Annotated in this window: 23 protein-coding genes; 8 read left to right on the top strand and 15 right to left on the bottom strand. The window is 42.5% G+C overall.

The window, feature by feature from the left end:
• Positions 1–270: 270 nt before the first annotated feature.
• The 6 genes from CRO16_RS07300 to CRO16_RS07325 form a co-directional block, all read right to left on the bottom strand.
• Positions 271–852, bottom strand: a complete 582-nt coding sequence (locus tag CRO16_RS07300) for a DUF1989 domain-containing protein (protein ID WP_097055631.1) — start codon at positions 850–852, stop codon at positions 271–273.
• Entirely contained in the window at positions 836–1,456 is a 621-nt protein-coding gene (locus CRO16_RS07305) for an FMN-binding negative transcriptional regulator (RefSeq protein WP_097055632.1), read from the bottom strand. Before CRO16_RS07305 ends, CRO16_RS07300 begins: the two co-directional genes overlap by 17 nt.
• A gap of 2 nt (positions 1,457–1,458) precedes the next feature.
• Entirely contained in the window at positions 1,459–2,142 is a 684-nt protein-coding gene (gene gntA, locus CRO16_RS07310) for a guanitoxin biosynthesis heme-dependent pre-guanitoxin N-hydroxylase GntA (protein WP_097055633.1), read from the bottom strand.
• Positions 2,143–2,248: 106 nt separating this feature from the next.
• On the bottom strand, positions 2,249–2,515 hold the full coding sequence (locus tag CRO16_RS07315; RefSeq protein ID WP_245858901.1) for a SemiSWEET family sugar transporter: 267 nt from the start codon (positions 2,513–2,515) through the stop codon (positions 2,249–2,251).
• Positions 2,515–3,036 carry a DUF421 domain-containing protein gene (locus CRO16_RS07320; RefSeq protein ID WP_097055634.1) on the bottom strand — a complete coding sequence of 174 codons (522 nt, stop codon included), beginning with the start codon at positions 3,034–3,036 and terminating at the stop codon, positions 2,515–2,517. Before CRO16_RS07320 ends, CRO16_RS07315 begins: the two co-directional genes overlap by 1 nt.
• 47 nt (positions 3,037–3,083) lie before the next feature.
• Complete coding sequence (locus CRO16_RS07325; protein ID WP_097055821.1) at positions 3,084–3,941, bottom strand: SDR family oxidoreductase; 858 nt, start codon at positions 3,939–3,941, stop codon at positions 3,084–3,086.
• 128 nt (positions 3,942–4,069) lie between these two features.
• Between CRO16_RS07325 and CRO16_RS07330 the strand changes: the two genes are divergently transcribed.
• Positions 4,070–5,302, top strand: coding sequence for a BaiN/RdsA family NAD(P)/FAD-dependent oxidoreductase (locus tag CRO16_RS07330; protein WP_097055635.1), 1,233 nt, complete (start codon positions 4,070–4,072; stop codon positions 5,300–5,302).
• Here CRO16_RS07330 and CRO16_RS07335 read toward each other — a convergent pair.
• Entirely contained in the window at positions 5,286–6,098 is an 813-nt protein-coding gene (locus CRO16_RS07335; protein WP_097055636.1) for an SDR family oxidoreductase, read from the bottom strand. The genes CRO16_RS07330 and CRO16_RS07335 overlap by 17 nt on opposite strands.
• 78 nt (positions 6,099–6,176) lie before the next feature.
• On the opposite strand from CRO16_RS07335, the gene CRO16_RS07340 reads away from it, so the two are divergent.
• The 7 genes from CRO16_RS07340 to CRO16_RS07370 all read left to right on the top strand — a co-directional run bounded on the left by CRO16_RS07340 (position 6,177) and on the right by CRO16_RS07370 (position 14,103).
• Positions 6,177–7,262: a diphosphomevalonate/mevalonate 3,5-bisphosphate decarboxylase family protein gene (locus tag CRO16_RS07340; protein WP_097055637.1), complete on the top strand. Its 1,086-nt coding sequence runs from the start codon at positions 6,177–6,179 to the stop codon at positions 7,260–7,262.
• Positions 7,263–7,486: 224 nt separating this feature from the next.
• Positions 7,487–8,425, top strand: coding sequence for a mevalonate kinase family protein (locus tag CRO16_RS07345; RefSeq protein ID WP_097055822.1), 939 nt, complete (start codon positions 7,487–7,489; stop codon positions 8,423–8,425).
• Between the two features lie 6 nt (positions 8,426–8,431).
• Positions 8,432–9,337, top strand: a complete 906-nt coding sequence (locus CRO16_RS07350) for a geranylgeranylglycerol-phosphate geranylgeranyltransferase (RefSeq protein ID WP_097055638.1) — start codon at positions 8,432–8,434, stop codon at positions 9,335–9,337.
• Positions 9,338–9,642: 305 nt separating this feature from the next.
• Positions 9,643–10,542: a pseudouridine synthase gene (locus tag CRO16_RS07355; RefSeq protein WP_097055639.1), complete on the top strand. Its 900-nt coding sequence runs from the start codon at positions 9,643–9,645 to the stop codon at positions 10,540–10,542.
• 257 nt (positions 10,543–10,799) lie between these two features.
• Positions 10,800–12,197 (top strand): arginine decarboxylase, encoded by a 1,398-nt coding sequence (locus CRO16_RS07360; protein WP_097055640.1) that lies wholly within the window; start codon positions 10,800–10,802, stop codon positions 12,195–12,197.
• A gap of 66 nt (positions 12,198–12,263) precedes the next feature.
• A complete protein-coding gene (gene speB / locus CRO16_RS07365) occupies positions 12,264–13,139 on the top strand; it encodes an agmatinase (RefSeq protein ID WP_097055641.1) in 876 nt (291 codons plus the stop codon).
• Positions 13,132–14,103, top strand: a complete 972-nt coding sequence (locus CRO16_RS07370; protein ID WP_097055642.1) for a deoxyhypusine synthase family protein — start codon at positions 13,132–13,134, stop codon at positions 14,101–14,103. The genes speB and CRO16_RS07370 overlap by 8 nt, the downstream gene beginning before the upstream one ends.
• An 88-nt stretch (positions 14,104–14,191) precedes the next feature.
• Here CRO16_RS07370 and mptB read toward each other — a convergent pair whose 3' ends face one another.
• The 8 genes from mptB to CRO16_RS07410 all read right to left on the bottom strand — a co-directional run bounded on the left by mptB (position 14,192) and on the right by CRO16_RS07410 (position 22,219).
• Positions 14,192–15,529, bottom strand: coding sequence for a polyprenol phosphomannose-dependent alpha 1,6 mannosyltransferase MptB (mptB, locus tag CRO16_RS07375; RefSeq protein WP_097055643.1), 1,338 nt, complete (start codon positions 15,527–15,529; stop codon positions 14,192–14,194).
• A gap of 80 nt (positions 15,530–15,609) precedes the next feature.
• Positions 15,610–15,933, bottom strand: coding sequence for a type II toxin-antitoxin system PemK/MazF family toxin (locus CRO16_RS07380; RefSeq protein ID WP_097055644.1), 324 nt, complete (start codon positions 15,931–15,933; stop codon positions 15,610–15,612).
• Positions 15,924–16,169 (bottom strand): AbrB/MazE/SpoVT family DNA-binding domain-containing protein, encoded by a 246-nt coding sequence (locus CRO16_RS07385; RefSeq protein ID WP_097055645.1) that lies wholly within the window; start codon positions 16,167–16,169, stop codon positions 15,924–15,926. Before CRO16_RS07385 ends, CRO16_RS07380 begins: the two co-directional genes overlap by 10 nt.
• Positions 16,170–16,290: 121 nt before the next feature.
• Positions 16,291–17,793: a cellulose synthase family protein gene (locus CRO16_RS07390; RefSeq protein ID WP_097055646.1), complete on the bottom strand. Its 1,503-nt coding sequence runs from the start codon at positions 17,791–17,793 to the stop codon at positions 16,291–16,293.
• On the bottom strand, positions 17,793–18,488 hold the full coding sequence (locus CRO16_RS07395) for a glycosyltransferase family 2 protein (RefSeq protein WP_097055647.1): 696 nt from the start codon (positions 18,486–18,488) through the stop codon (positions 17,793–17,795). Before CRO16_RS07395 ends, CRO16_RS07390 begins: the two co-directional genes overlap by 1 nt.
• The gene (locus CRO16_RS07400; protein ID WP_097055648.1) at positions 18,488–20,092 is read right to left on the bottom strand and encodes a 4Fe-4S binding protein; all 1,605 of its coding nucleotides are present in this window, start codon (positions 20,090–20,092) and stop codon (positions 18,488–18,490) included. The genes CRO16_RS07395 and CRO16_RS07400 overlap by 1 nt, the downstream gene beginning before the upstream one ends.
• A 4-nt stretch (positions 20,093–20,096) precedes the next feature.
• Entirely contained in the window at positions 20,097–21,389 is a 1,293-nt protein-coding gene (locus tag CRO16_RS07405) for an NAD(P)/FAD-dependent oxidoreductase (RefSeq protein ID WP_097055649.1), read from the bottom strand.
• A complete protein-coding gene (locus CRO16_RS07410; RefSeq protein WP_097055823.1) occupies positions 21,389–22,219 on the bottom strand; it encodes a purine-nucleoside phosphorylase in 831 nt (276 codons plus the stop codon). Before CRO16_RS07410 ends, CRO16_RS07405 begins: the two co-directional genes overlap by 1 nt.
• Positions 22,220–22,415 lie beyond the last annotated feature (196 nt).

Here is a 22,415-nt window from a genome sequence, read left to right on the forward strand (position 1 = left end):
AAATTTTGGCATTTAATCGAAAGTAGCTTTAAATAGTTTATAAACCTTTGTTAATTGCTCTTTACGGAAAACCGTAATTCATACATTTAAAAAAGAATTACAATTTGCATGAAATTTAAATTAAATAAAACTGTTCTGCTGGCAGTCCTGGTTTTTTTATTGGCTGCCGTAGCTTACCTGAATTATTTAGTTTCAATGGTTTAATTCGATTTTAAGATCTGGTTCAAACATAGAATCCGGAGTTGCCTCCGGATTTTCTATTTTAAGTTCTTAATCGAGGATCTCGTAATGTATAGGTTTAAAGCTGCCGTTATTACTGTCTTCGGCAGAACAGGCGGTAAGTGCAACAATAAGATCCATTTCAGCTTCAAACAGCACATAATCTCCCGCCTTACTTAGAGGAGGATCTACGCTCAACTTCCCTTTTTCGTCAAACTGTACGTTCATAAAAATATTAAAGGCCGTTGGCACATCATCGGGTTCAATTCCAAAAGAAGCCAGGTTGGTATAGAGATTTTCAAAGCAACTGGGATGGTAATCGGGGTTGTTGTACATGATCTTAAATGTCTCCGGGCTGCAAGGGGCAAGGAGAAAATCATTACGCCCGTTGGTGTCTTCCAGGATCTTCATCATTTTATTGCTTCGGTTACTCCACAACCAATCCCCTTTTGTTATAAGGATACTTTCTTCAAAATCCAGGGTCTTTCCCGAAGAGATCTTCTCCCGGGGATCTTCTGCATTGAAAAGTACCATATCGCTCACCTGCTCCCCCTGTGGATCTATCACTTTTAATTTTTGACCTTTTTGGAGCTTAAACGCAGCTCCGGTTTGTTTTTCAATGATCTGTACCATGTTCTTTTTTAATGTTTTTACTTAACTCTGAAGACAGAGCATCCCGGCTATCTTCAAGATGCCTGGAAACGGAATGTATATCCTCTTTTTCAAATCCCTGGTGTAGTTTAGCTATAGCCTGAACTTTAATTGGTTCACACCAGAAGCCGGTGATCAAAGGCAGGTGATCTTCTACCATTTTCCTGGGCAGGTCCTCATAATATATTGGGCACTTTTGCCCTTTTTCAAATCTTTTTATAAGATTTTGCAGGCTTTCTTCCAGCTCAGATCGGGATTGCAGTTTTAGCTTAACATTTACGTGAACTGCAGAATAATCCCATGTGCTTATATCGATGTCCTTATACCAGGAAGAAGATATATAGGCTTGTGGTCCATGAAAAATGACAAGAGCTTCACATCCATCCCTGATGAAATCATATTGTTCATTAGCTTCCGCGATATGCCCGTATAAAGTGAATTTTTCAGGAGTGCCTTTTGTTAAAACGGGAATATGGGTCGCAAGCATGTGATCTCCATTAAGCACGAAGGTGGCAAAGGGATGGGTTTGAATAAAATCGAAAATATATTGAGGATCCTCTTTAAGGTATTTCTTCTGGCGGAACATGTTTATTTTTGATGGTTAAGAAAAGGACATTTCCATTCTTCTCCAACTTTTCTTCCACTATATTGCCTGGCTTCGCTGCGTTCTCCAAAATCTTCCAGCATGGGATTGATACTTCCCTGCAGGGCAATGTCCCTCTCCCTTATCTTATCTCTTACCGTGTGATAAGTATTCATCTCTCTTAATTTTTCAAATTGCCAGTGAAGATTAAATGCGATAACAGGATAAGGTGCCTGCCTCGCTTTGCGGGAACTGTTGGGATGCAGGCCTACAATATAAAAAGCTTTCCCGCCAAGACTAAAGCTGAAATTTTTATTGTCCGGATCCGGACTTACCGCTTCGTCCCAGGCTACGTCATCTACTTCATGCAGGTGTTGCAATTGCTCCCAAAGAGTCCTTTCGAATTCTTCTTCGGAATAATTCTGCTTTCCTTTAAAAGCTGCCAAAAAGGTTAAAAATTCATTCGATTCAAAATCATAGGCAGCTATATATTTCTTAAGGTCCGATAATATAGCTTTTGCGGTTTCCCTGCTTCCGAAGTTATCATACTCATGGAAATCCACTTTATCCATGCTAAAAACCGTTTGGGCCATAAGGCATGGATGATCTTTATCAATAATAAATTCTTCAAATTTTGATTTGGAGGAAGGAGATGAAGAAGCTACTTCCTTTTGATGTTCCTGCGACATATAAAGGTATTTTCGTAAAAATAAAACCAGACACTATTATTTTCAGCAGGTTTAAGATTCCCTTAATTGTGTTTTTAAGTAAGATTAACAGCTTATGGGAAATGAACTAATCTTTCTCCCTATAGCGGTAAATCAAAAAGATCATAAAGCTGTTCAGCATAAAGGCAAGTCCGTTTGTGGCAATGATAGGAATGTCTTTTTGGATCACTCCATAGATCACCCAAAGACAGAGACCGGTGATGAGCACAAAAAACATTCCCGGGGAGACATCATCCACTTCCTTGGTTTTCCATGCTTTCCATATCTGCGGGACCACAGCTGCAGTTGTAAAGACTCCGGCGATAAGTCCCAATATCTGAGTTCCGTCCAACATTAGCGCTTCACATCTTTTAGCAGCCATTCTTCAAGCACCTCATTTTCGTTGTTGCTGTGAAGAACAGAGATGTCGCCGGTAGCTTCAAAGATTACTACTCTCACCTGTGAAAGATTCAAAACATTTGCTTCCCGCAGCTTTGACCGCAGATCTCCTTCGGTGACCCTTGCTTTGTGCAGGTTTTCCTTTAGGATGTTTTTTCCATCCATGAGCATCAAGGGGGAATTGTCTACTACCTTACTTACACCTTCATCCCTACGCAACAAAGCCACGCTGATTTGTAACAGATAAATAAGTGCCAGGCCATATATACCTGTGGCAAGACTAACGTTTTCTGAAAGTACAGTGGACGCGATTATGGACCCAATGGCCACAGTCATTGCAAAGTCGAAGCTGGACATTTTTGAAAAACTCCGTTTACCGGCGAGCCTGGTGAACAAAATGATGGCGGCGTAAATTCCTATTGCATTTATAGCAACTGCAATTAAAGCTTCCCCGCTTATGGTGAACCACTCTTCCATAATAAATTTTAGTTGGTTAAGAGAACAAGTTAAGGATATCAAATAGATCAGGCACCTACCACTTCGCCACCATTCACATGGATCACCTGCCCGGTTATATAACTTGCGTCTTTACATGCCAGGAAAACATACGCGGGTCCCACTTCGCTGGGCTGTCCCGGCCGGCCCATGGGAACTTTTTTCCCAAATTCACTCACATGCTCATCGTCAAAAGATGCAGGAATCAGCGGAGTCCAAATGGGACCGGGCGCCACAGCATTCACCCGAATATTCTTTTCTGCAAGCATTTTTGAAAGGGAACGGGTATATGCAGTTATCGCCCCTTTTGTGCTAGAGTAATCAAGTAAGTGTTCGCTGCCTCTGTATGCTGTAACCGATGTGGTGTTAATGATGCTATCGCCTTCAGAAAGGTGTTTTAGCGCTTCTTTTACTGTGAAGAAATAGGGATAAATATTAGTTTCAAAGGTTTTCCTCACCTGTGCAGAGGTAATATCTTCCGGATTTTCCTTTGGAAATTGCATGGCAGCATTGTTCACCAGGATATTAAGGCTTCCGAATTTTTTTACCGTTTTTTGCACGGTCTCCTTACAGAATTTTTCATCTTTTAGATCCCCTTTTAAAGTAAGGCATTCTGAACCGGCCTTTTCCACCATCTTTTTTGTTTCCCCGGCATCTTCATCTTCAGAAAGGTAGACGATTGCCACTTTTGCACCTTCTTTGGCAAAATGAACAGCAACACTTTGCCCAATTCCGCTATCTCCGCCGGTTATAAGAGCTACTTTACCTTTCAGTTTACCGCTGCCTTTGTAATCTTTTCTAATTATCTCGGGCTCGGGGTGCATTTTTTGCTGCTTTCCGGGTTGTCTTTTCTGCTCCTGCTTCGGAAGGTCTTTGGGCTTGTTCATAAATTCAACTTTTTGAATTTTAAAGTTATAGAACCCCATGGATGGCTGCAGAAGGTTTAAGAAAGATTTAGCGCAGCCTTTAACAAACAATAACGTCTTCTAAAAATGGATACCTTTGGGGCTGAAAAATGACATTTTTGGAACCTCTTTCTTTTGATATTATAATTATTGGTGGCGGGGCTGCCGGATTCTTCACTGCAATCAATGCTGCGGAAATGGCTCCCGAAGCCAGGATCTGTATCCTGGAACGTGGAAAGGATGTCCTGAACAAGGTTCGCATTTCGGGCGGCGGAAGGTGCAATGTGACCCATGCCGAATTCCTTCCGAAGGAACTCACCAAAAATTATCCCCGGGGTGAAAAAGAACTCCGCGGACCGTTTCATAACTTCATGACCGGCGATACCATTGAGTGGTTTGAAAAGAGAGGAGTTCCGCTGAAGATCGAAGAGGACGGAAGAATGTTTCCGGTATCCAATTCTTCAGAAACCATAATAGATCTCTTTCTTGAGGAGTCAAAAAGGCTGAAAATTGAAGTTCTTTTAAAACGAGCCGTACAGGGCCTGCAGCAGAAAAATGAGCTTTGGGAAATAGCTACTTCCCAGGAAACTTTCACTGCCAAAAAATTGCTGGTAGCCACAGGGAGTAATCCAAAAGTTTGGAGTTTGCTTCAGGAGCTGGGGCATACAATTGTACCGGGAGTTCCATCCCTGTTCACATTTAATATTACAGATAGCCGCATCAAGGAATTACCCGGAGTAGCCACAAATGCCCTGGTCAAACTGAAGCGGACCAAACTTGAAACCTTCGGACCTTTACTTATTACTCATTGGGGCATGAGCGGTCCTTCAATCCTAAAGCTTTCTGCCTGGGGTGCAAGAGAATTGAGCGACAAAAAGAATTTTGAGATCGAAGTGAACTGGCTTCCCGAAACCTCTTCAGAAGAGGTGGAAGAAGAACTGATGCGCCTAAAAAAGGAAAATGCAAAACAATCTCCTCACAAGTACGCCCAATTCAATCTTCCAAAAAGGTTATGGCAAAGTTTGGTTTCAGCTTCAGGAATTGAGGTCGAAAGCCGCTGGGCAGATCTTAACAAGCAGCAGCTGGAGGAACTGGAGCAGCAGTTGACGCATGGAATTTTTCAGGTGCATGGGAAAAGCACTTTTAAGGAAGAATTTGTGACCGCCGGGGGCGTGGAACTAAAGGAGGTGAATTTTAAAACCTTTGAAAGTAAAATATGTCCTAACCTTTTCCTTGCAGGAGAGGTGCTGAATATTGACGCCATTACAGGAGGCTTCAACTTCCAGAACGCCTGGACCGGTGGATTCCTTGCAGCCAAAGCAATGACTAACTCTGCTGTTTAAGGAGGATCTTATTGAACCAGGATGTTGGCAGGATCTTTCTCGCGAATAATACGGCGCTCGCACCTTTACCGGTGGGATAGCGTAGTTTGTATTTTCCGTCTGTCGCGGCTTTAAAGACCGTTTCGGCCACTACTTCGGGACCCGGAGCTTTTTCATTCCGCTTTTTCATTCCGCTGAGGATATTTTTCTCCATTTTTTCATAACCTTTGACGGAATCATTTTCAAAGACCTTGAGCGACCTTCCATGAAAATCAGTTTTTATGGCTGCGGGTTCGATCATTTTTACCTTGATGTTGAACTGGCGGAGCTCAAATTCCAGGGCCTCAGTAAACCCTTCAAGCGCCCATTTGCTGGAGCAGTAGAGGCTGTATAATGGAATGGTAAATCGACCCACTACAGAGGAGGTATTGATGATCATACCTTCTCCTTTATTTCTGAAATAAGGAATAAATTCCCTGGTAAGATCCATCACCCCAAAAAGATTCACCCGGAATTGTTGCAGCACCTCCTCTTCCGAAGATTTCTCAAAAGCCCCCACGGCACCATAGCCGGCATTGTTAAAGAGGACATCAATAGAAGAAAAGTCTTTTTCCACTTTAGAGATGATAGATTGCAGATCCTCTTTTTTGGTGACATCCAGCTTGTAGAGCTTGAGGTTATTCAACTCTTTTAGTTCTTTTTCCTCTTCGGGAGAACGCATGGTGGCAGCTACGTTCCATCCATTTTCTGCAAAAAGTTTGGCTGTAGCCCTGCCAATTCCGCTGGAGGCGCCGGTGATGAGAATGGTCTTTGACATAAATCTGGATTTATTTCCTCTCTAAAAATAGCATTTTTGAATGGCTTTGGCTTTAACAGGAAAATCTATATTTGCGTTATGACCGAAAAAGATTTTCTTCCGAAGCCATACCCCGCAGCAGTAGCGCAGGGGGAAGTGACCTGGCAAAGCCCCAGCAACATTGCCCTGGTGAAGTACTGGGGGAAGCTGGATCATCAAATTCCGGCGAATCCTTCCATTAGTTTTACGCTGGATTCCTGCCGTACGACCACTACATTAAAGTACAGCAAGAAGGAAAAGCATTCCGACAATTTTGAATTTGAACTTTATTTTGAAGGGGAGAAAAAAGATTCTTTTCGTCCCAAGATCCAGAAGTTCCTGGAAAGGGTGGAGCCATATTTGCCATTTTTGAAGGATTATAAATTTATCATTGATACTTCCAACTCTTTTCCACACAGCAGCGGGATCGCTTCTTCGGCCAGCGGGATGAGTGCTTTGGCACTTTGTCTTATGAGTATCGAGAAGCAACTGGATCCTGAAATGGATGATAAATATTTCACGCGAAAAAGCTCATTTTTGGCAAGGCTGGGATCGGGAAGCGCCTGCCGCAGTATTGAAGGCGAACTCGTGGTTTGGGGATTTCAAAGGAACATCTACGGCAGCAGCGATCTATATGGAGTGCAATTCAGGGATGAGGTGCATGAGAATTTCCGGAATTACCGCGATACGATCTTGTTGGTAGACAAGGGAGAGAAGCAGGTGAGCAGTACTGTTGGGCATGAGCTCATGAACGGGCATCCTTTTGCGGAACGACGTTTTCAACAGGCACACGAAAATTTAGACCGGCTGAAAAAGATCTTCCGCAGCGGTGATCTTTCAGAATTTATAAAGGTGGTGGAGAGCGAGGCGCTAACGCTTCACGCGATGATGATGACCAGCCAGCCCTACTTCCTGTTGATGAAACCTAATACCCTTGAGATCATAAACAGGATCTTTAAATTTAGGGAAGAGAGCGGACTGCATTTGTGCTTTACCCTGGATGCAGGTGCCAATGTGCACTTATTGTATCCTGAAAAGGAAGAAAAGGAGACCAGCGAATTCATAGAAGCCTCGCTGAAACAGTATTGTCAGAATGGCCAGTTTATTCATGACGGCGTGGGTAGCGGTGCCAGCAAATTGGCTTAATAATTGAGATGTTACTTTCTGAAAATCAGTAGCATTGCACATTTTTGGAAGTAGTGTTATATTTGCAGCTTCCGGGTGTTTAACAGGATTTTATCATAAACTGATCATAATCATGTTGCCGGAAGAGCTTAAAAAGGAGAATGTTAAATTTGTTTTGCTAACTTTGATTTCATTTTAATAGGAAATTCGAAAGATTGGATATCCGGCCCCGAAAAAGAATTGGTATGAAAGGACCTTTATTTTACTCAAAGATCCTCCTTTTTGGAGAGTATGGAATTATAAAAGATTCCAAAGGTTTATCTATTCCCTATAATTTTTACAATGGGGCGTTGAAGGTGGATGAGGATCCTTCTGAAGCTGCTCAAAAATCCAATAGAAGCTTAAAGCGTTTTGCCGATTACCTGGAGAACCTTCAAAAAGAAAAGCCCGAACTGGTGCAATTCGATCTGGAAGATCTTAAAGCAGATATTGAAAAAGGTATGTATTTCGATTCCAGTATTCCGCAGGGATACGGAGTAGGAAGTAGTGGCGCTTTGGTGGCTGCTATCTATGATGAATATGCGATCGACAAGATCACGGTTCTGGAAAATCTTACCCGTGAAAAATTATTAAAGCTAAAGAAGATCTTTGGAGAAATGGAATCTTTCTTCCACGGGAAATCTTCGGGACTTGATCCTCTTAACTCTTATTTGAGCATTCCAATCCTGATAAATTCTCAGGATAATATTGAACCTGCCGGCATTCCATCTCAAACCCAGAACGGGAAAGGTGCTGTGTTCCTTCTAGACAGTGGTTCTGTGGGGGAAACTGCTCCCATGGTGAATATCTTTATGGAGAACATGAAGCAGGAGCCTTTCAGAAAAATGCTGAAAGATCAGTTCGTAAAACATACCGATGCCTGTGTGGATGATTTCCTGAAGGGTGATGTAAAATCCCTTTTTGGGAACATCAAGAAATTATCACATGTTGTGCTGGATAATTTCAAACCAATGATCCCGGCACAATTCCATAAACTATGGAAGAACGGGATCGAAACCAATGATTACTACCTGAAGCTTTGCGGCTCCGGTGGTGGTGGTTATATTCTTGGATTTACAGAAGATATTGAAAAGGCAAGAAAAGCATTGAAGGATTATCGCCTGGAAGTGGTTTACAACTTCTAAGGAGAAATGGCCACTCTCTCTAAAAAGCGGCTTCTGTTAAAGATTCTCAGCTTTATTTCGGTAGTTAGAGGCTACAATATTCTGGTGCTCGTCATCGCGCAGTACCTTACTTCCATCTTTATTCTTGCACCCGATCTGCCAATGAGGAAGGTGCTTTTCGATCTTAATTTATTCTTTATGATCCTTGCTACAGCTTCTATTGTGGCTGCAGGGTACATCATCAATAATTTCTACGACAGTGAAAAGGATCTTATAAACCGGCCTCAAAAAACGATGTTAGACAGGTTTGTGAGTCAGCGAACAAAATTATCGGTGTATTTTCTGCTCAATATGTTCGGGATCTTTTTTGCCAGCTATATCTCCTTTAGGGCGGTTGTTTTTTTCTCACTTTATATTTTCGGGATCTGGTTTTACTCCCACCGGCTTAAGAAGATACTTTTTGTCAATAACCTAATAGCTTCGGTGATTACCATCACCCCATTTTTTGCAGTATTCCTGTACTACAAAAATTTTGATACGGTTATCCTGGTACATGCATCCTTTCTTTACCTTATTATTCTCATGCGGGAAATGGTGAAGGACCTGGAGAATATGAAAGGAGATATTGCACAGGGATACAGGACCATTCCTATTGTTTACGGAGAGAACTTCAGCAAATCTCTCTTAACCATACTTACCTTTGCATCAATGGTTCCTATTCATTTCCTGATTTTTGATTTTGAAATAGGGAAGATGTATTACTTTTTCTATGGTGCCGTATTTGTGTTGCTGATTTTCCTGTTGGTTCTCTATTTTAGTAAGGCCAAATGGCAGTATCTTCTTCTGCACAATTTGCTTAAGTTCATTATCGTCGCGGGAGTTTTCAGTATTCTTTTGATTGACGTTGATGCCTTGTTGAGCAGAGTGTTCTAAATGTATATTGTACAAAGTATGTAATTATTGAAACAGGTTGCGCCGCTATCCCGAAAATAGCATCAACCGGTGCTGATTTGTTTCCCGCGGATCACGCCGATTGCAGAAATAGCCAATTAAAGGGCCGGGTTGTAGGAACTTTATCTTCATCTTCAAACTCTCAAATCCCCAAATTCTCACATCTTCAATTCTTTTCTGAAATTTGGTGCCTTGTGATCGTTGATTTGTTCGAAGGATGTTGCCTCTTCTTTATAGGATTATTTATTGTTAAACAATCTAGTATCTTTGTACCAAATTAAATAGTTATGAGTAGAAATGACAGGTCATCCGGAAGCAGGGGAGACCGCTCTTCCGGTAAATCTTCAGGAAGACAGGGTGGGGGAGAACGATCAAAATCACACGCACGTGGAAATACTCCGGTGAATCGAAATGAAAAGGATCCCAAAACCATGTCCCGGGGCAATGCTCCGGTAAAAAAGAAAACCGGAGAAAAATCTGAGGGCATAAGATTGAACAAATTTGTAGCCAACTCCGGCGTATGTTCAAGGCGGGATGCCGACATATACATTGCGGCCGGAAATGTCACCGTAAACGGCAAGGTAATTACTGAAATGGGCTATAAGGTACTGCTTAAAGATGAAGTTAAATTTGATGGCCGTCGCATCCTTCCCGAGAAACCGGAATACGTACTTTTGAACAAGCCCAAAGGCTTTTTCGTAACCGGGAGTCTTGAAAAAAAGAACCGTACAGTTATGGATTTGATCGCAAACGCTTCCAAGTCAAAGCTGGATCCGGTTGGAAAATTAGATACTCAGGCTACAGGATTAATCTTGTTTACTAACGATGGTGTCCTGGCCAAAAGTCTTGCTAATCCCAAGAATGGGATACGGCAGATCTATCACCTTGAACTGGATAAGGATCTTGCTTATGAGGATCTTCAGAAGATTAAGGAAGGTGTCAATCTGGAAGATGGCACTGCCAGAGTTACAGAGGTAAGTTACGTGGAAAATAAACCGAAACGGGAAGTCGGCTTAGAACTTAGAAGTACGAAACCTCATATCGTACAGCGAATTTTTAAGAGTTTAGGCTATGAGATCCAGAAATTGGACCGTGTTGTATATGGCGGTTTGACCAAAAAAGATTTGGGTCGCGGGCACTGGAGAGTCTTAAATAAGCAGGAGATCATAAATCTTTCGAATCTTTAAACTTTCATTTTCAAGATCAATATTCAGGAAAGTTGTGAATTAGAGAAATCTAAAAAAATCCTGCAACTTTCCTGCTTTTTAATACATTTGCTTTAGCTAAGCTAAAATGATGAAAAAAACACCACGGGTCCTATCCGATTGGTTTTTAGAATATTCCCGCCCCGGCAATTGTAGCCTTAACAAACTTTTATTACCTTATTTTTTCAGCATTGGCTTATAATTTCTACTTTTTAACCTTTAACCCTATTACGTAAAAATTGAATACGAAGTACAGCGATTTAATCGACCAGACTTATTATTTCCCTCAGGAAGAATTTACGGTAGAAGGTAGTGAACTGCATTTCCATGGAATTGATCTAATGGAACTGGTGAAAGAGTATGGAGCTCCTTTAAAGTTTACTTATCTCCCAAAGATCTCAGAAAACATTAATAAAGCTAAAAAATGGTTTGCCGATGCGTTAGAAAAGCATAATTATCCCGGCACCTATAACTATTGCTATTGCACAAAAAGTTCCCATTTTGAACATGTGCTTAATGAAGCTTTGAAGAATGACATTCACATTGAAACTTCTGCTTCCGTAGATATTAATATAGTCGAGAATCTTAAGAAAAAAGGTAAGATTACCAATGACACCTATGTGATCTGTAATGGTTTTAAAAGGAATGGGTACATTACCAATATTGCCAATTTGATCAACGGAGGACAGAAAAACTGTATTCCAATCATAGATAATTATGAGGAGATTGACCTGCTTACTGAAGCAATAGATGATAAATTTAAAATTGGGATAAGGATTGCCTCGGAAGAAGAGCCGAAATTCGAATTTTATACCTCCCGGCTGGGAATTGGTTATAAGAATATAGTTCCTTTCTTCAATAAGCAGATCAAGGATAATGAGCAGGTGGAGCTCAAGATGCTTCACTTCTTCATCAATACAGGGATTCGTGATACTGCCTATTACTGGAACGAATTGCTAAAGTGTTTAAGGGTCTATATCAACCTGAAACGAATTTGTCCGTCTCTTGACAGCCTTAATATTGGCGGCGGGTTTCCTGTAAAAAACTCCCTTCACTTCGAATATGACTATAAGTACATGGTAGAAGAGATTGTCAACCAGATCAAGATCGCTTGTGACGAAGCCGAAGTAGAGCCACCTCATATCTTTACTGAATTTGGTTCTTTTACTGTAGGTGAAAGCGGCGGTGCGATCTACGAGATCCTTTACCAAAAGCAGCAAAATGACAGGGAGAAGTGGAATATGATCAACTCTTCCTTTATTACCACACTGCCCGATACCTGGGCCATCAGTAAGAAATTTGTGATGCTTGCGGTGAACAGGTGGAACGATGAATATGAAAGAGTTTTGCTAGGTGGGCTTACGTGTGACAGTGATGACTATTATAATTCGGAACAGAACACCAACGCCATCTATCTACCTAAATACAAAAGAGACAAACCTCTTTATATTGGGTTTTTTAATACAGGAGCTTATCAGGATACCATTGGAGGATTCGGCGGACTGCAGCACTGCCTCATTCCGCAGCCTAAACAGATTCTCATTAACAGAGACAAGGAAGGAAATCTGGAGACCAGGTTATTTAGCGAGCAGCAGGAACCTCAGGATTTTCTAAAAATTCTCGGGTATGAGAAATAGTCTGGAATTTTTATATTTTTAATTATATATAATTGAAGCAATTAGAACACAACAATCGCTAATAAAATGAGTAAAAAGAATTACGCCGGCATTCCGGACAAGTATGCACGTTTAGATGACGCAAAAGTAGTTTTGATCCCGGTTCCTTACGATGGAACAAGTACCTGGGGGAAGGGAGCCGATAAGGGTCCAGATGCTTTTTTGGAAGCTTCAGAAAACATGGAGCTTTTCGATATCGAAACCCGTACAGAAGTCTATAAAAAGGGAGTTTATTTGGCTCCGCCGGTGACCGAAAATTCCTCTCCGGAGAAAATGGTGGAAGCGGTGCATAAAACCGTAAAAAATTACATCAAGCAGGAAAAATTCGTTACCATTTTTGGAGGCGAGCATTCTATTTCTATTGGGACCATTCGTGCTTTCAATGAAAGTTTTGAGGATCTAACCGTGGTACAGATCGATGCACATGCCGATTTGCGACCTGAGTACGATGGCACCACATGCAACCATGCCTGCGCAGTACATGAGGCCAGCAAGAAGACCAACCTGATCCAGGTTGGGATCCGTTCTATGGACGTTTCTGAACTTGATCACATGGATGAGAACCAGGTATACTGGGCCCATGACCTTTATGAAGACTGGATGGATGATGCCATTGGACAAATGACGCCAAACGTTTTCATTACGATAGATCTTGATGCTTTTGATCCTTCGATTCTTCCATCTACTGGTACTCCAGAGCCGGGAGGAATGTTCTGGTATGAGACTTTGGAATTCTTAAAGTTGATGTTCAAGAAGAAAAACGTAGTGGGATTTGATATCGTGGAGCTTAATCCAAATGAGAATGAGAGGTCTTCAGACTTCCTGGCGGCTAAGCTTTATTACAAGATGTTGAGCTACAAATTCAAATATTTAAATAATAACGAAGACGAAGACGATGAGTAAAGGCCCGGTTACGGAATTTATAGAAAAACATTTTAAACACTTTAATTCGGCGGCTCTTGTAGATGCCGCCAAAGGATATCAGGAGCAACTTGATAAGGGGAACAAAATGCTTGTTACCCTCGCGGGGGCGATGAGTACTGCCGAGATTGGAAAAAGTTTTGCTGAAATGATCCGTCAGGATAAGGTGCAGTTCATTTCCTGTACAGGTGCGAACCTGGAAGAAGATGTGATGAACCTTGTTGCGCATTCTCATTATGAGCGTGTTCCTCATTATAGGGATCTCACCGCACAGGACGAATGGGACCTGTTGGAAAGAGGCCTTAACCGTGTTACTGATACCTGTATTCCTGAAGAAGAAGCTTTCCGAAGGATTCAGAAACATATTGTGAAGATCTGGAAAGATGCTGAAGCAGCCGGAGAAAGATATTTTCCTCACGAATATATGTATAAGCTGTTGCTGAGCGGAGTGATGGAAGAATACTACGAGATCGACCTGAAAGATTCCTGGATGTATGCCGCAGCCGAAAAAAATCTGCCAATGGTGGTTCCGGGCTGGGAAGACAGTACGATGGGGAATATTTTTGCTTCATACGTAATGAAAGGCGAATTGAAGGCCAGTACAATGAAATCCGGAATTGAATACATGGGCTTCATCGCAGACTGGTACATGAAGAACACCGATAAAGGTGTTGGATTCTTCCAGATTGGAGGAGGAATTGCAGGAGATTTTCCAATTTGCGTGGTGCCAATGCTTTACCAGGATATGGAAATGCATGACATCCCATTCTGGAGCTATTTCTGCCAGATATCAGATTCTACGACCAGCTACGGAAGTTATTCCGGTGCTGTACCTAATGAGAAAATTACCTGGGGGAAACTGGATAAGGATACTCCGAAATTCGTAATAGAAAGTGATGCTACCATTGTGGCACCGCTGGTGTTTGCCTACCTCTTAGGTTGGTAATCTAAAGCTCAGGTATTATTATATTTTAACTCCGGAAGCAGCGATGACTCCGGAGTTTTTTTATTCCCAATGCCGATCTTTATGAATTTTAAGCCCCGGATGCTTTTTGCGGCTTTTGCGAGAAAATTTCCCATCCCATTACTCCTAAGACCACCGCATATTCCAGTGCCACCAGCCATAAATTCTCCCGAACACCGGCTTGAGAATAGGCAAAGTAACTGAGCACTACCATAAGGCTCCACACCTGAACAAATTTGTGCCTGGTGAACACCGAAAGTAACAGTGCTGTTGACAGGTACCACGGGTGAACGGTGGTAGCCAGAAAAAAGTAGATCACAGATGCAAACATCATGCTGGTCAAGAGACCTTTTATTTCTGAATTTCTTCTGAAGGCTGATAAGAGCAGTATTGAAACAAAAACTACAGCCGCCAGGGCAGGACCTGCATAGGAGATGATGTTATAACCTTCTAATTGATAGCCTATCCACCTGATGAGGTAGTAAAAACCCGCATTGAATTCAAATTTTTGAAACCACAGGTTAACGCTGCTGAAGAAGTTTTGGGCAAAGGCGTCTGAAAGAAACGGGAGAAAGAATAGTAACAGCAATACACCCGTAATTGTATAATATAGAACTGCTTTTTTCCATCCCAGCCTTTTTAAAAGCAATGGAAGGAACATCAAAGGAATAAGCTTTACCGCAATGGAACAGGAAAATAAGAGAGCGCTAAAAAGCCATTTTTGACGCTGCAGTAAATACAATGCTGCGACAAGAAAGAACAACATTACCCCTTCAAAATGCAGATTTCCGGTGAGTTCAATGATGATCAGCGGATTCAGCAGATAGAGGAAAATATTACTCTCCGGCAGGTTTAGCCGCCTGAGTAATTTTTTTCCGAAGTAGAAGATTCCAATATCTGCAGCGATTATGAAGATCCGCAGCCAGACTATTGTGGCTATTATGCTTTTACCGCCGAGAAAAGCAGCCAGGGCAAAGAAAATCTGATTGAGCGGGGTATAACTGGTGGGATTTCCCGCGCTTAAAGCACCCATGCCCTCATACAATTGCTGAGCGCCAGGAATGGGAAGAGTCCCGGCTGCAAAATATCCATCCGGGGTCATTAGATATGGATTTATCCCATGCAACAGCAATCTCCCATCCCAGATAAATCTGTAGAAATCCTGCGACAGGTTAGGGATGGCAAATAGAAACAGTAGTCGGAAAATAACGGCAGCAGCTAACAGAATTTTCAGGTTGTAACGCTGCATTTGGAAGAACTTCCAGCTTAGAAAGAAGAGTCCGCCGTAGAGGGTGAAAAGTTTAAAAAAGTCAGTTCTTTCCAGGTCGTACGCGAAAGTATAATAAAAAGCGCAGCAGCTAAGGAAGAAAAGAAGTGGGATCTTGTGAAGGAGCAGGAACTTTTTCATAATTACTTTCTTCACTAGACCTCACAGGTCTTCGAAACCTGTGAGGTCTAATTTAAAATCTTTCTGGCTCTTTGTTACCCTCAGTCTACAAAGGTTTCTTTTATTACCTCCTTGCATTTCTGTATTTCCCGCTTTCCAAGAGAATCAAGAACTTTAATTATCCTTTTTCGATCAATGGTTCTAATCTGATCAATGGCTATCATTCCCTTTTGACCATTCATTTTTACCGGAATCCTGGTAGGATATTTTTTTGGAGTGGTTGTCATTGGTGCTATGACAATTGTTCTCAAAAATTTATTCATTTCGTTAGGTGAAATTATAACGCAAGGCCGCGTCTTTTTAATTTCACTTCCAACTGTCGGATCAAGATTCACCAGTATAACAGAATATTGTTCTAAATCCATTCATCAAAATTTTCATCTTCAAAGACATCGTCAAGAAGAAGTTCATCATCAGCATTTTTGGCCATTTCCTCAAACTTCTTTTCCCAGTCTTTTCTTGGCGAATTGATAGGTCGAATAACAATCTGTCCTTCTTCTAAAACCAAATCTACTTTTTCTTTGATCTGGTATTTGTCTAAAATAGTCTTGCTTAGCCTTAGGCCTTTCGAATTCCCGATCTTGATAATTGGAGTTTCCATAGTTTAAATTTGTATATACAAAGTTATTACTTTTTATTGATAGTGGGATTTTGTTTTTGACAGTTCACAAACTAAGATCGCTATTTTTTTCGTGAAGAAGAACTTCTGCAGTCCTGCGACCTCACAGGTTTTCAAAGCCTTTGAGATCTGTTTTTCTACCTGCTAATATTTCGATATTTAAAGAAGCCAGAACAACATACGAAAATCCGAAGAACATCATGAGGTGAAAGGGCAGAAGGCTATAGGTGCCAATTTTAAATGCAGAAAAAATTCCGAAGGCAAAAAGCAACATCAACAGGATTTCCACGATCAGCTGAAAATTTACTTTCACCGGACTATTTAATTTTAGGTGGGGCCGGCTTTTAAGATTGAACTTGGGGGTACGAATAAATTCACTCTTTTTTCCGAAGTGTCCTTCCAGGATCGCAATGCTAATATGCAGGGAAAGCCCCATGGCAATTGAAAAGAAGGTGAAGAATAGCCCCACGAACCTGAAGAGTGACAGCCGGTCATTTTGATGTAGTTCTTTATAAGCTGCATAGTAGGTGACAAAAAATATCACCGGACTCAGTATAAAAATTGTCATTCCAGTAAAGATTCCGCTGTAAGCGGGATCGCCCAGTAGAAAAAGTACGGGAATGCTGATGATGCCCATCTGGAGCACCACGAAAAAGAAGCTGCTATTGAGGAGATGGAAGAAGCTGTGGACCCGGGTGCCAAAAGTGAGTTTTTTATCCATTAATAACTTCCGGTAATTCTTCCGAAAATTCTCTGCTGCCCCCTTGTTCCACCTGAACTGTTGTGAACGGGCAGCGGCTATGGTGATGGGCAGTTCTGCAGGGGTTTCAACTTCTCTAAGATATTTGAATTCCCAGCCTTTAAGTTGTGCGCGGTAGCTGAGGTCAAGATCTTCTGTAAGGGTGTCGCCCTCCCAATTTCCAGCGTCTAAAATGCACTTTTTGCGCCAGATTCCCGCGGTGCCGTTGAAGTTGATGAAGTGTTTTCCGAAGTTTCGGCCGGTCTGTTCCAGGATAAAGTGATAGTCCAGCAGAAAAGCCTGCAGCTTTGTGAGCAGGGAATAATTCGCATTAAGATGTCCCCAGCGGGTTTGAACTACGCCGAGTTTTTCATTCCTGAAGTATGGAACTGTTTTCTTTAGCCAATCTGAGTTAGGTACAAAATCGGAATCAAAGATGGCAATGAATTCGCCTTTTGCAGTTTCGAGTCCGGCCTTTAAAGCTCCGGCTTTAAAACCTTCGCGGTGCATTCGGGTGATATGCTGAATGGGAAAACCTGTCGCCTGTAATTCCGAAACAATCCGGGCTGTAAGTGCCGCAGAATCATCTGTAGAATCATCGAGTACCTGTACTTCCAGTTTTTCGGGAGGATAATCCATTTCAGCAATATTCCGAAGCAATCGTTCCACAACAGGTTTGTCATTGTAGAGCGGTAGCTGAATGGTCACAAAGGGGATTTGGGAAGGATCTGAAAAATCCCATTTTTGAGAGGTGTCTTTTTGACTCCGGCTTTTTAGGAAGTTGATGAGCAGGTGCAGCAGGGATAGGCTGTAGAGAAAAACTACAAACATCAAAAATCCAAAAGTGAAGAGGATTGCCGTTTCCATTATTTAAAGCTGTATTTGAAGATCCAACCCAGGATCTTAACCCCGGCCATAAAAGCGCCTTTTATCGTGCCTGAGACCTTAGAGACTCCAATGCGGTTACGATAGTGCACCGGCACTTCTTCATAGCTGTAATCCTTTTTTAAAGCCTTTAGCTGCATCTCCACCGTCCAGCCGTAGGTTTTGTCATCCATATGAAGTGCCAGCAGCTTTTCATATTTTATCGCCCTAAAAGGCCCAAGATCTGTAAACCGGGCATTAAAGAACAACTTCATGAGGCTGGTGGCCAACCAGTTCCCAAAGATCTGCGGAAAGGTCATTGCTCCTTTTTCCCGCCAGCGCTTGACCCTGGCCCCAATTACCAAATCCACATTCCGCTTTAGAATTGGCTCCACGATCTTTTCCAGTTCCTGCGGATAATCGCTGTAGTCTCCATCTAAAAATACGATTATTTGAGGCTTTTCCGGAAGCTTTGCAATGTATTCCATTCCTTTTAGACAGGCGAAACCATAACCTTTGCGCGTTTCCCGCAGTACCGTAGCTCCTGCCTGGGCCGCATTTTCTTCAGTGGCATCGGTTGAATTGTTGCTCACCACGATCACCTCATCTACAAGTTCAGGAATATCCCGGACTACCAAACCAATGGATTCGGCTTCATTGTATGCCGGGATGATCACTTTAATTAGAGGAAAATGCATTATTCCTTTTTTCTGAAAGGTGAGGAATGTGAATCACGGGTAGCTACTTTTTGCTGACGGATAAGATCCAAAAGATCCACGTCATTACCCAATAGAACTGCATCACTGTTGATCCTACCGTCGAGGGGTCCGTTTTCAAGCTTTAATACCCCACGCGGACAAACCGCACTGCAAATTCCGCAGCCAACGCAGCTGGAGCGAACAATATTTTCCCCTTTTTGGGCATAAGCTCGTACGTCTATTCCCATTTCACAGTAGGTTGAGCAGTTTCCGCAGGAGATGCATTGTCCACCATTGGTGGTGATCCTGAATTTTGAGAATAACCTCTGTTGCATTCCCAGTACCGCAGCCATGGGGCAGCCAAAGCGGCACCAAACCCGGTTTCCGAAAATGGGATAAAAACCAACGCCTATCACGCCTGAAAATGCGGCTCCAATAAGGAAGCCATACCATTGTCTTAGCAGGTAACCGTAGGTCATACCACTAAAGTAGAAGGCAGCAATGATCGCAAGCACAATTCCTAATGAGATCACAGCGCCCTTTTTAGCATCCCGTGCAAGCCTGTGTCTCTTGAAAATAAAAATAAGTCCGAATAACAGCACAAGAAATGCAGCCGATCCCAAAAGAAAAACATTCTTGTCCAACCAAAACTGATCCGGATTTTCATTGAGAAATGAATAAACAACTGCAATGGTCATGACCACGACAAGAACCAGGACCGTATGAATGATATACCTTTCAAATTTCCATGCTGCACGGCTTTTATCCGAAAGGTGCCTATAGGGATCCCCGGCAGTTTCCGCGAGTCCGCCACAACCGCAGACCCAGGAACAATACCATCTTTTTCCGTAGAAATAGGTGAGGATAGGAGTGATCACGAAAATGGAAGCAATCCCAAAGAAGAGCATGAGGAGTCCGATATTTCCGGCAGAAAAGAACTCTGATAATTTGTACCCCGCAAAAAGGTCATAATTGAGCGGCCAGAGATTAACCGGATTAAAATAGGGCTGATTAAGTCTCATGAGGATCTCCGGGATCAAAAAAGCAAATCCCAGCTGGAAGAACATGACTGAATAAGTTCTTAGGACTTCATATTTGTTATGACGGTATTTCAGAAGGAATTTATACCCAAATGCTAAGATGGCGAGGGTGTAAAGAGTTCCATAAACGAACCACTGACTCGCCGGCTGCCCACTGATGAACCTGCTTAGTGGATCAAAGAGAGCCACCAGGCCGTTGTTTGGACCGTCGGGATTATATCCGAGATATTGAGGAAACCAATAAAGTACGATATAGAAAAGAGTAAGAATAATTCCCGTTCCCCAGGCCAGTATTCCGCGAGCGGTCATGGACCTGAACCAAATGCCGTCGTTTTTGATGCCTTGAGATCTTCCAAGGTAGAGGTCATTTGCAAACAAGATCACGCCAACGGTAATAAGTATAATGGCCGACCAAAGGAAAATGGAGGGGAGTTGCAGGTTGAATAAAGCCAGAACGAGAATAAAAAGACCGGTCCAGCCAATCCCTGTCGCGACCTTTTGAGTGGTGGAGAGCTTTGCGGGTGGTTCTCCCGTAAGGGACATGTTGTTGTGGGCTGTGGACATACTGTTAGGTCTGGAAAACGTTCTTTTTAAAACTACTAAATATCTCTTTCTCGTGACGGTCGGAAAATTCCGGATCAAAATTGGCTTTTCCCAGGTGCTTCAGGACAAATTCCAGATCCCTTTCTTCTGTTAGCCACTTATCAAATACCTCATGACACATTCTTATTCCAAAGGAATTAATACCCAGGAACTTGAAAGATTCCCGGTCAAAAGCAATAGTCAAAGCTTTATCACCTTTTTTATTTTCCCAGTGAAAATGATCTTCGCTCTTTCCGGGATTGGCACTTACCAATCCGTAGGTCTGGTATTCTATGTCAAAGAATTTCGCGCTGTTGAACCAGTGCCCCGGCTTATACTTAAAAGGATTTCCGCAGATGGTCTGCGCCACAGTTTCTCCCATCATTCTGGCGGTATACCATACGGCTTCAATAGCTTTACGGCCGGTCACCGGCTCGCGGTGTTGTGCGCAATCGCCAATTGCATAGACATCGGGTATATTTGTCTTTAAATATGGATCTACAAGGATTCCCCGGTCGGTTTCTATCCCGGAACCTTCTAAGAAACGGATATTTGGTTTGACTCCCACTGAAATCCCCAGCACATCACATTCGATCTTTTCTCCGGATGAAGTTTCAACAGAATTCACACGTCCATTGCTGCCATTGATCTTTTTCAGCTCGGTCTCATGTTTTAGAACAATTCCGTGGCTTTGGATATGCCGGGAAACAAATTCTGCATCTTTTAAGGGCAAAGCATTCTGCCAAAAAGCTTTTTCCCTGATGAGCATGCTTACCGGGATCTTACGGGTATGCAGCATTTCTGCCAGTTCCACTCCGATGAGTCCGCCGCCGACGATTACTGCCCCTCTGCAGTTGCGGGTGTTCTCCTCCAGCAATTCCAGGTCCTGTTTTGAAACCAGTCCCTGCACTCCCTTTAGATCCTCTCCTTCCAAACCGAGGAATTGGGGGACAGAGCCTGTGGCAAGAATAAGCTGGTCGTAATTCAGCGTTTCCTCACCTTTCAAAAAGAGCATTTTTGAAGAGGTCTCTATTTTTTCTACATAAACCTTTTTCAGCTCAATGCTGTTCTCCTCCCAAAACCAATCCTCGTAAGGCTTGAGGTGTTCCCATTTCATGTGGCCCATGTAAACGTACATCAAAGCGGTTCGGGAAAAGAAGTAGTCACTTTCCGCAGAAATGACCGTGATCTTCTTATCCGAAATTCTTCGGATGTGACGCGCAGCTGTGATCCCGGCTACGCCGTTTCCTATGATCACCACATGTTGAGAGGAGGACATTATTCTGCAGGCTTAAGTTCTATTCGCTTTATTAATTCTCTGAACAGCGTGATCATTTGCGGTTCAGCTTTGCCGGCGGTTTCTATGATATCCTGAATATCCACCGGTTTTAGATCATCGGGGTTTCCTTCATCGGTCAAAACAGAAACTGCCGCAATAGGGATCTTTAAGTGATTGGCTACGATAACTTCGGGCACGGTACTCATTCCCACGGCATCGGCACCTATGGTTCGTAAAAAGCGATATTCTGCCCGCGTTTCCAGTTGAGGTCCTACTACAGCTACATACACTCCTTTATGTAAGGGAAACCCATTTTCTTTGGCGATCTCCTGCATGATGCGACCACTCTGTTGATCGTATGGTGCGCTCATATCTGTAAATCTTGTTCCTAACTGCTCCACGCCTCTAAAGGCCAGTGGGGAACCACCCTGGAGGTTAATATGATCATCAATAAGCATGATCTCTCCTTTTTTGAATTTAGGGTTAAGTGAGCCTGCAGCATTGGAGATAAGGAGTTTTTTGATACCAAGACGCTTCATTACCCGTACAGGAAAAGTAACATCCCACAGGGAATAGCCTTCATAAATGTGAAAACGTCCCTGCATCACCACTACCTTTTTGTCATCCAGTTTTCCAAAAATAAGCTTTCCTCTATGAAACTCCACTGTAGCTGTCGGAAAACCAGGGATGTGGTTGTAGCTTACTTCAGAAATCACTTCTATTTCATCTATCAATTTCCCCAGCCCCGTGCCAAGGATAATTCCTATTTCGGGATTTTCAAATCCCCGTGCCTGCAGGAATTCAGTAGTATCTTGTAATTCTTTGATCATCATTTGCATTAAATTATCTAATGAAAAAGCTCATCCCTACCTTAACAAGGGCGGCCGGTTACAAACTTACGATTATTGAGGGGGAAAGCCGAAATAACCTTTAACTGCATTTTTAATTGTAATCAAAAACGCAACCTATTGGATTTGAATTGCTAATTGCTTCTGGTTTGAAAGGCTTAAGTGCTGAAAATGTGCT

It is taken from the genome of Salinimicrobium sediminis (genome assembly GCF_900215295.1).
In the GTDB taxonomy this organism is placed as follows: domain Bacteria; phylum Bacteroidota; class Bacteroidia; order Flavobacteriales; family Flavobacteriaceae; genus Salinimicrobium; species Salinimicrobium sediminis.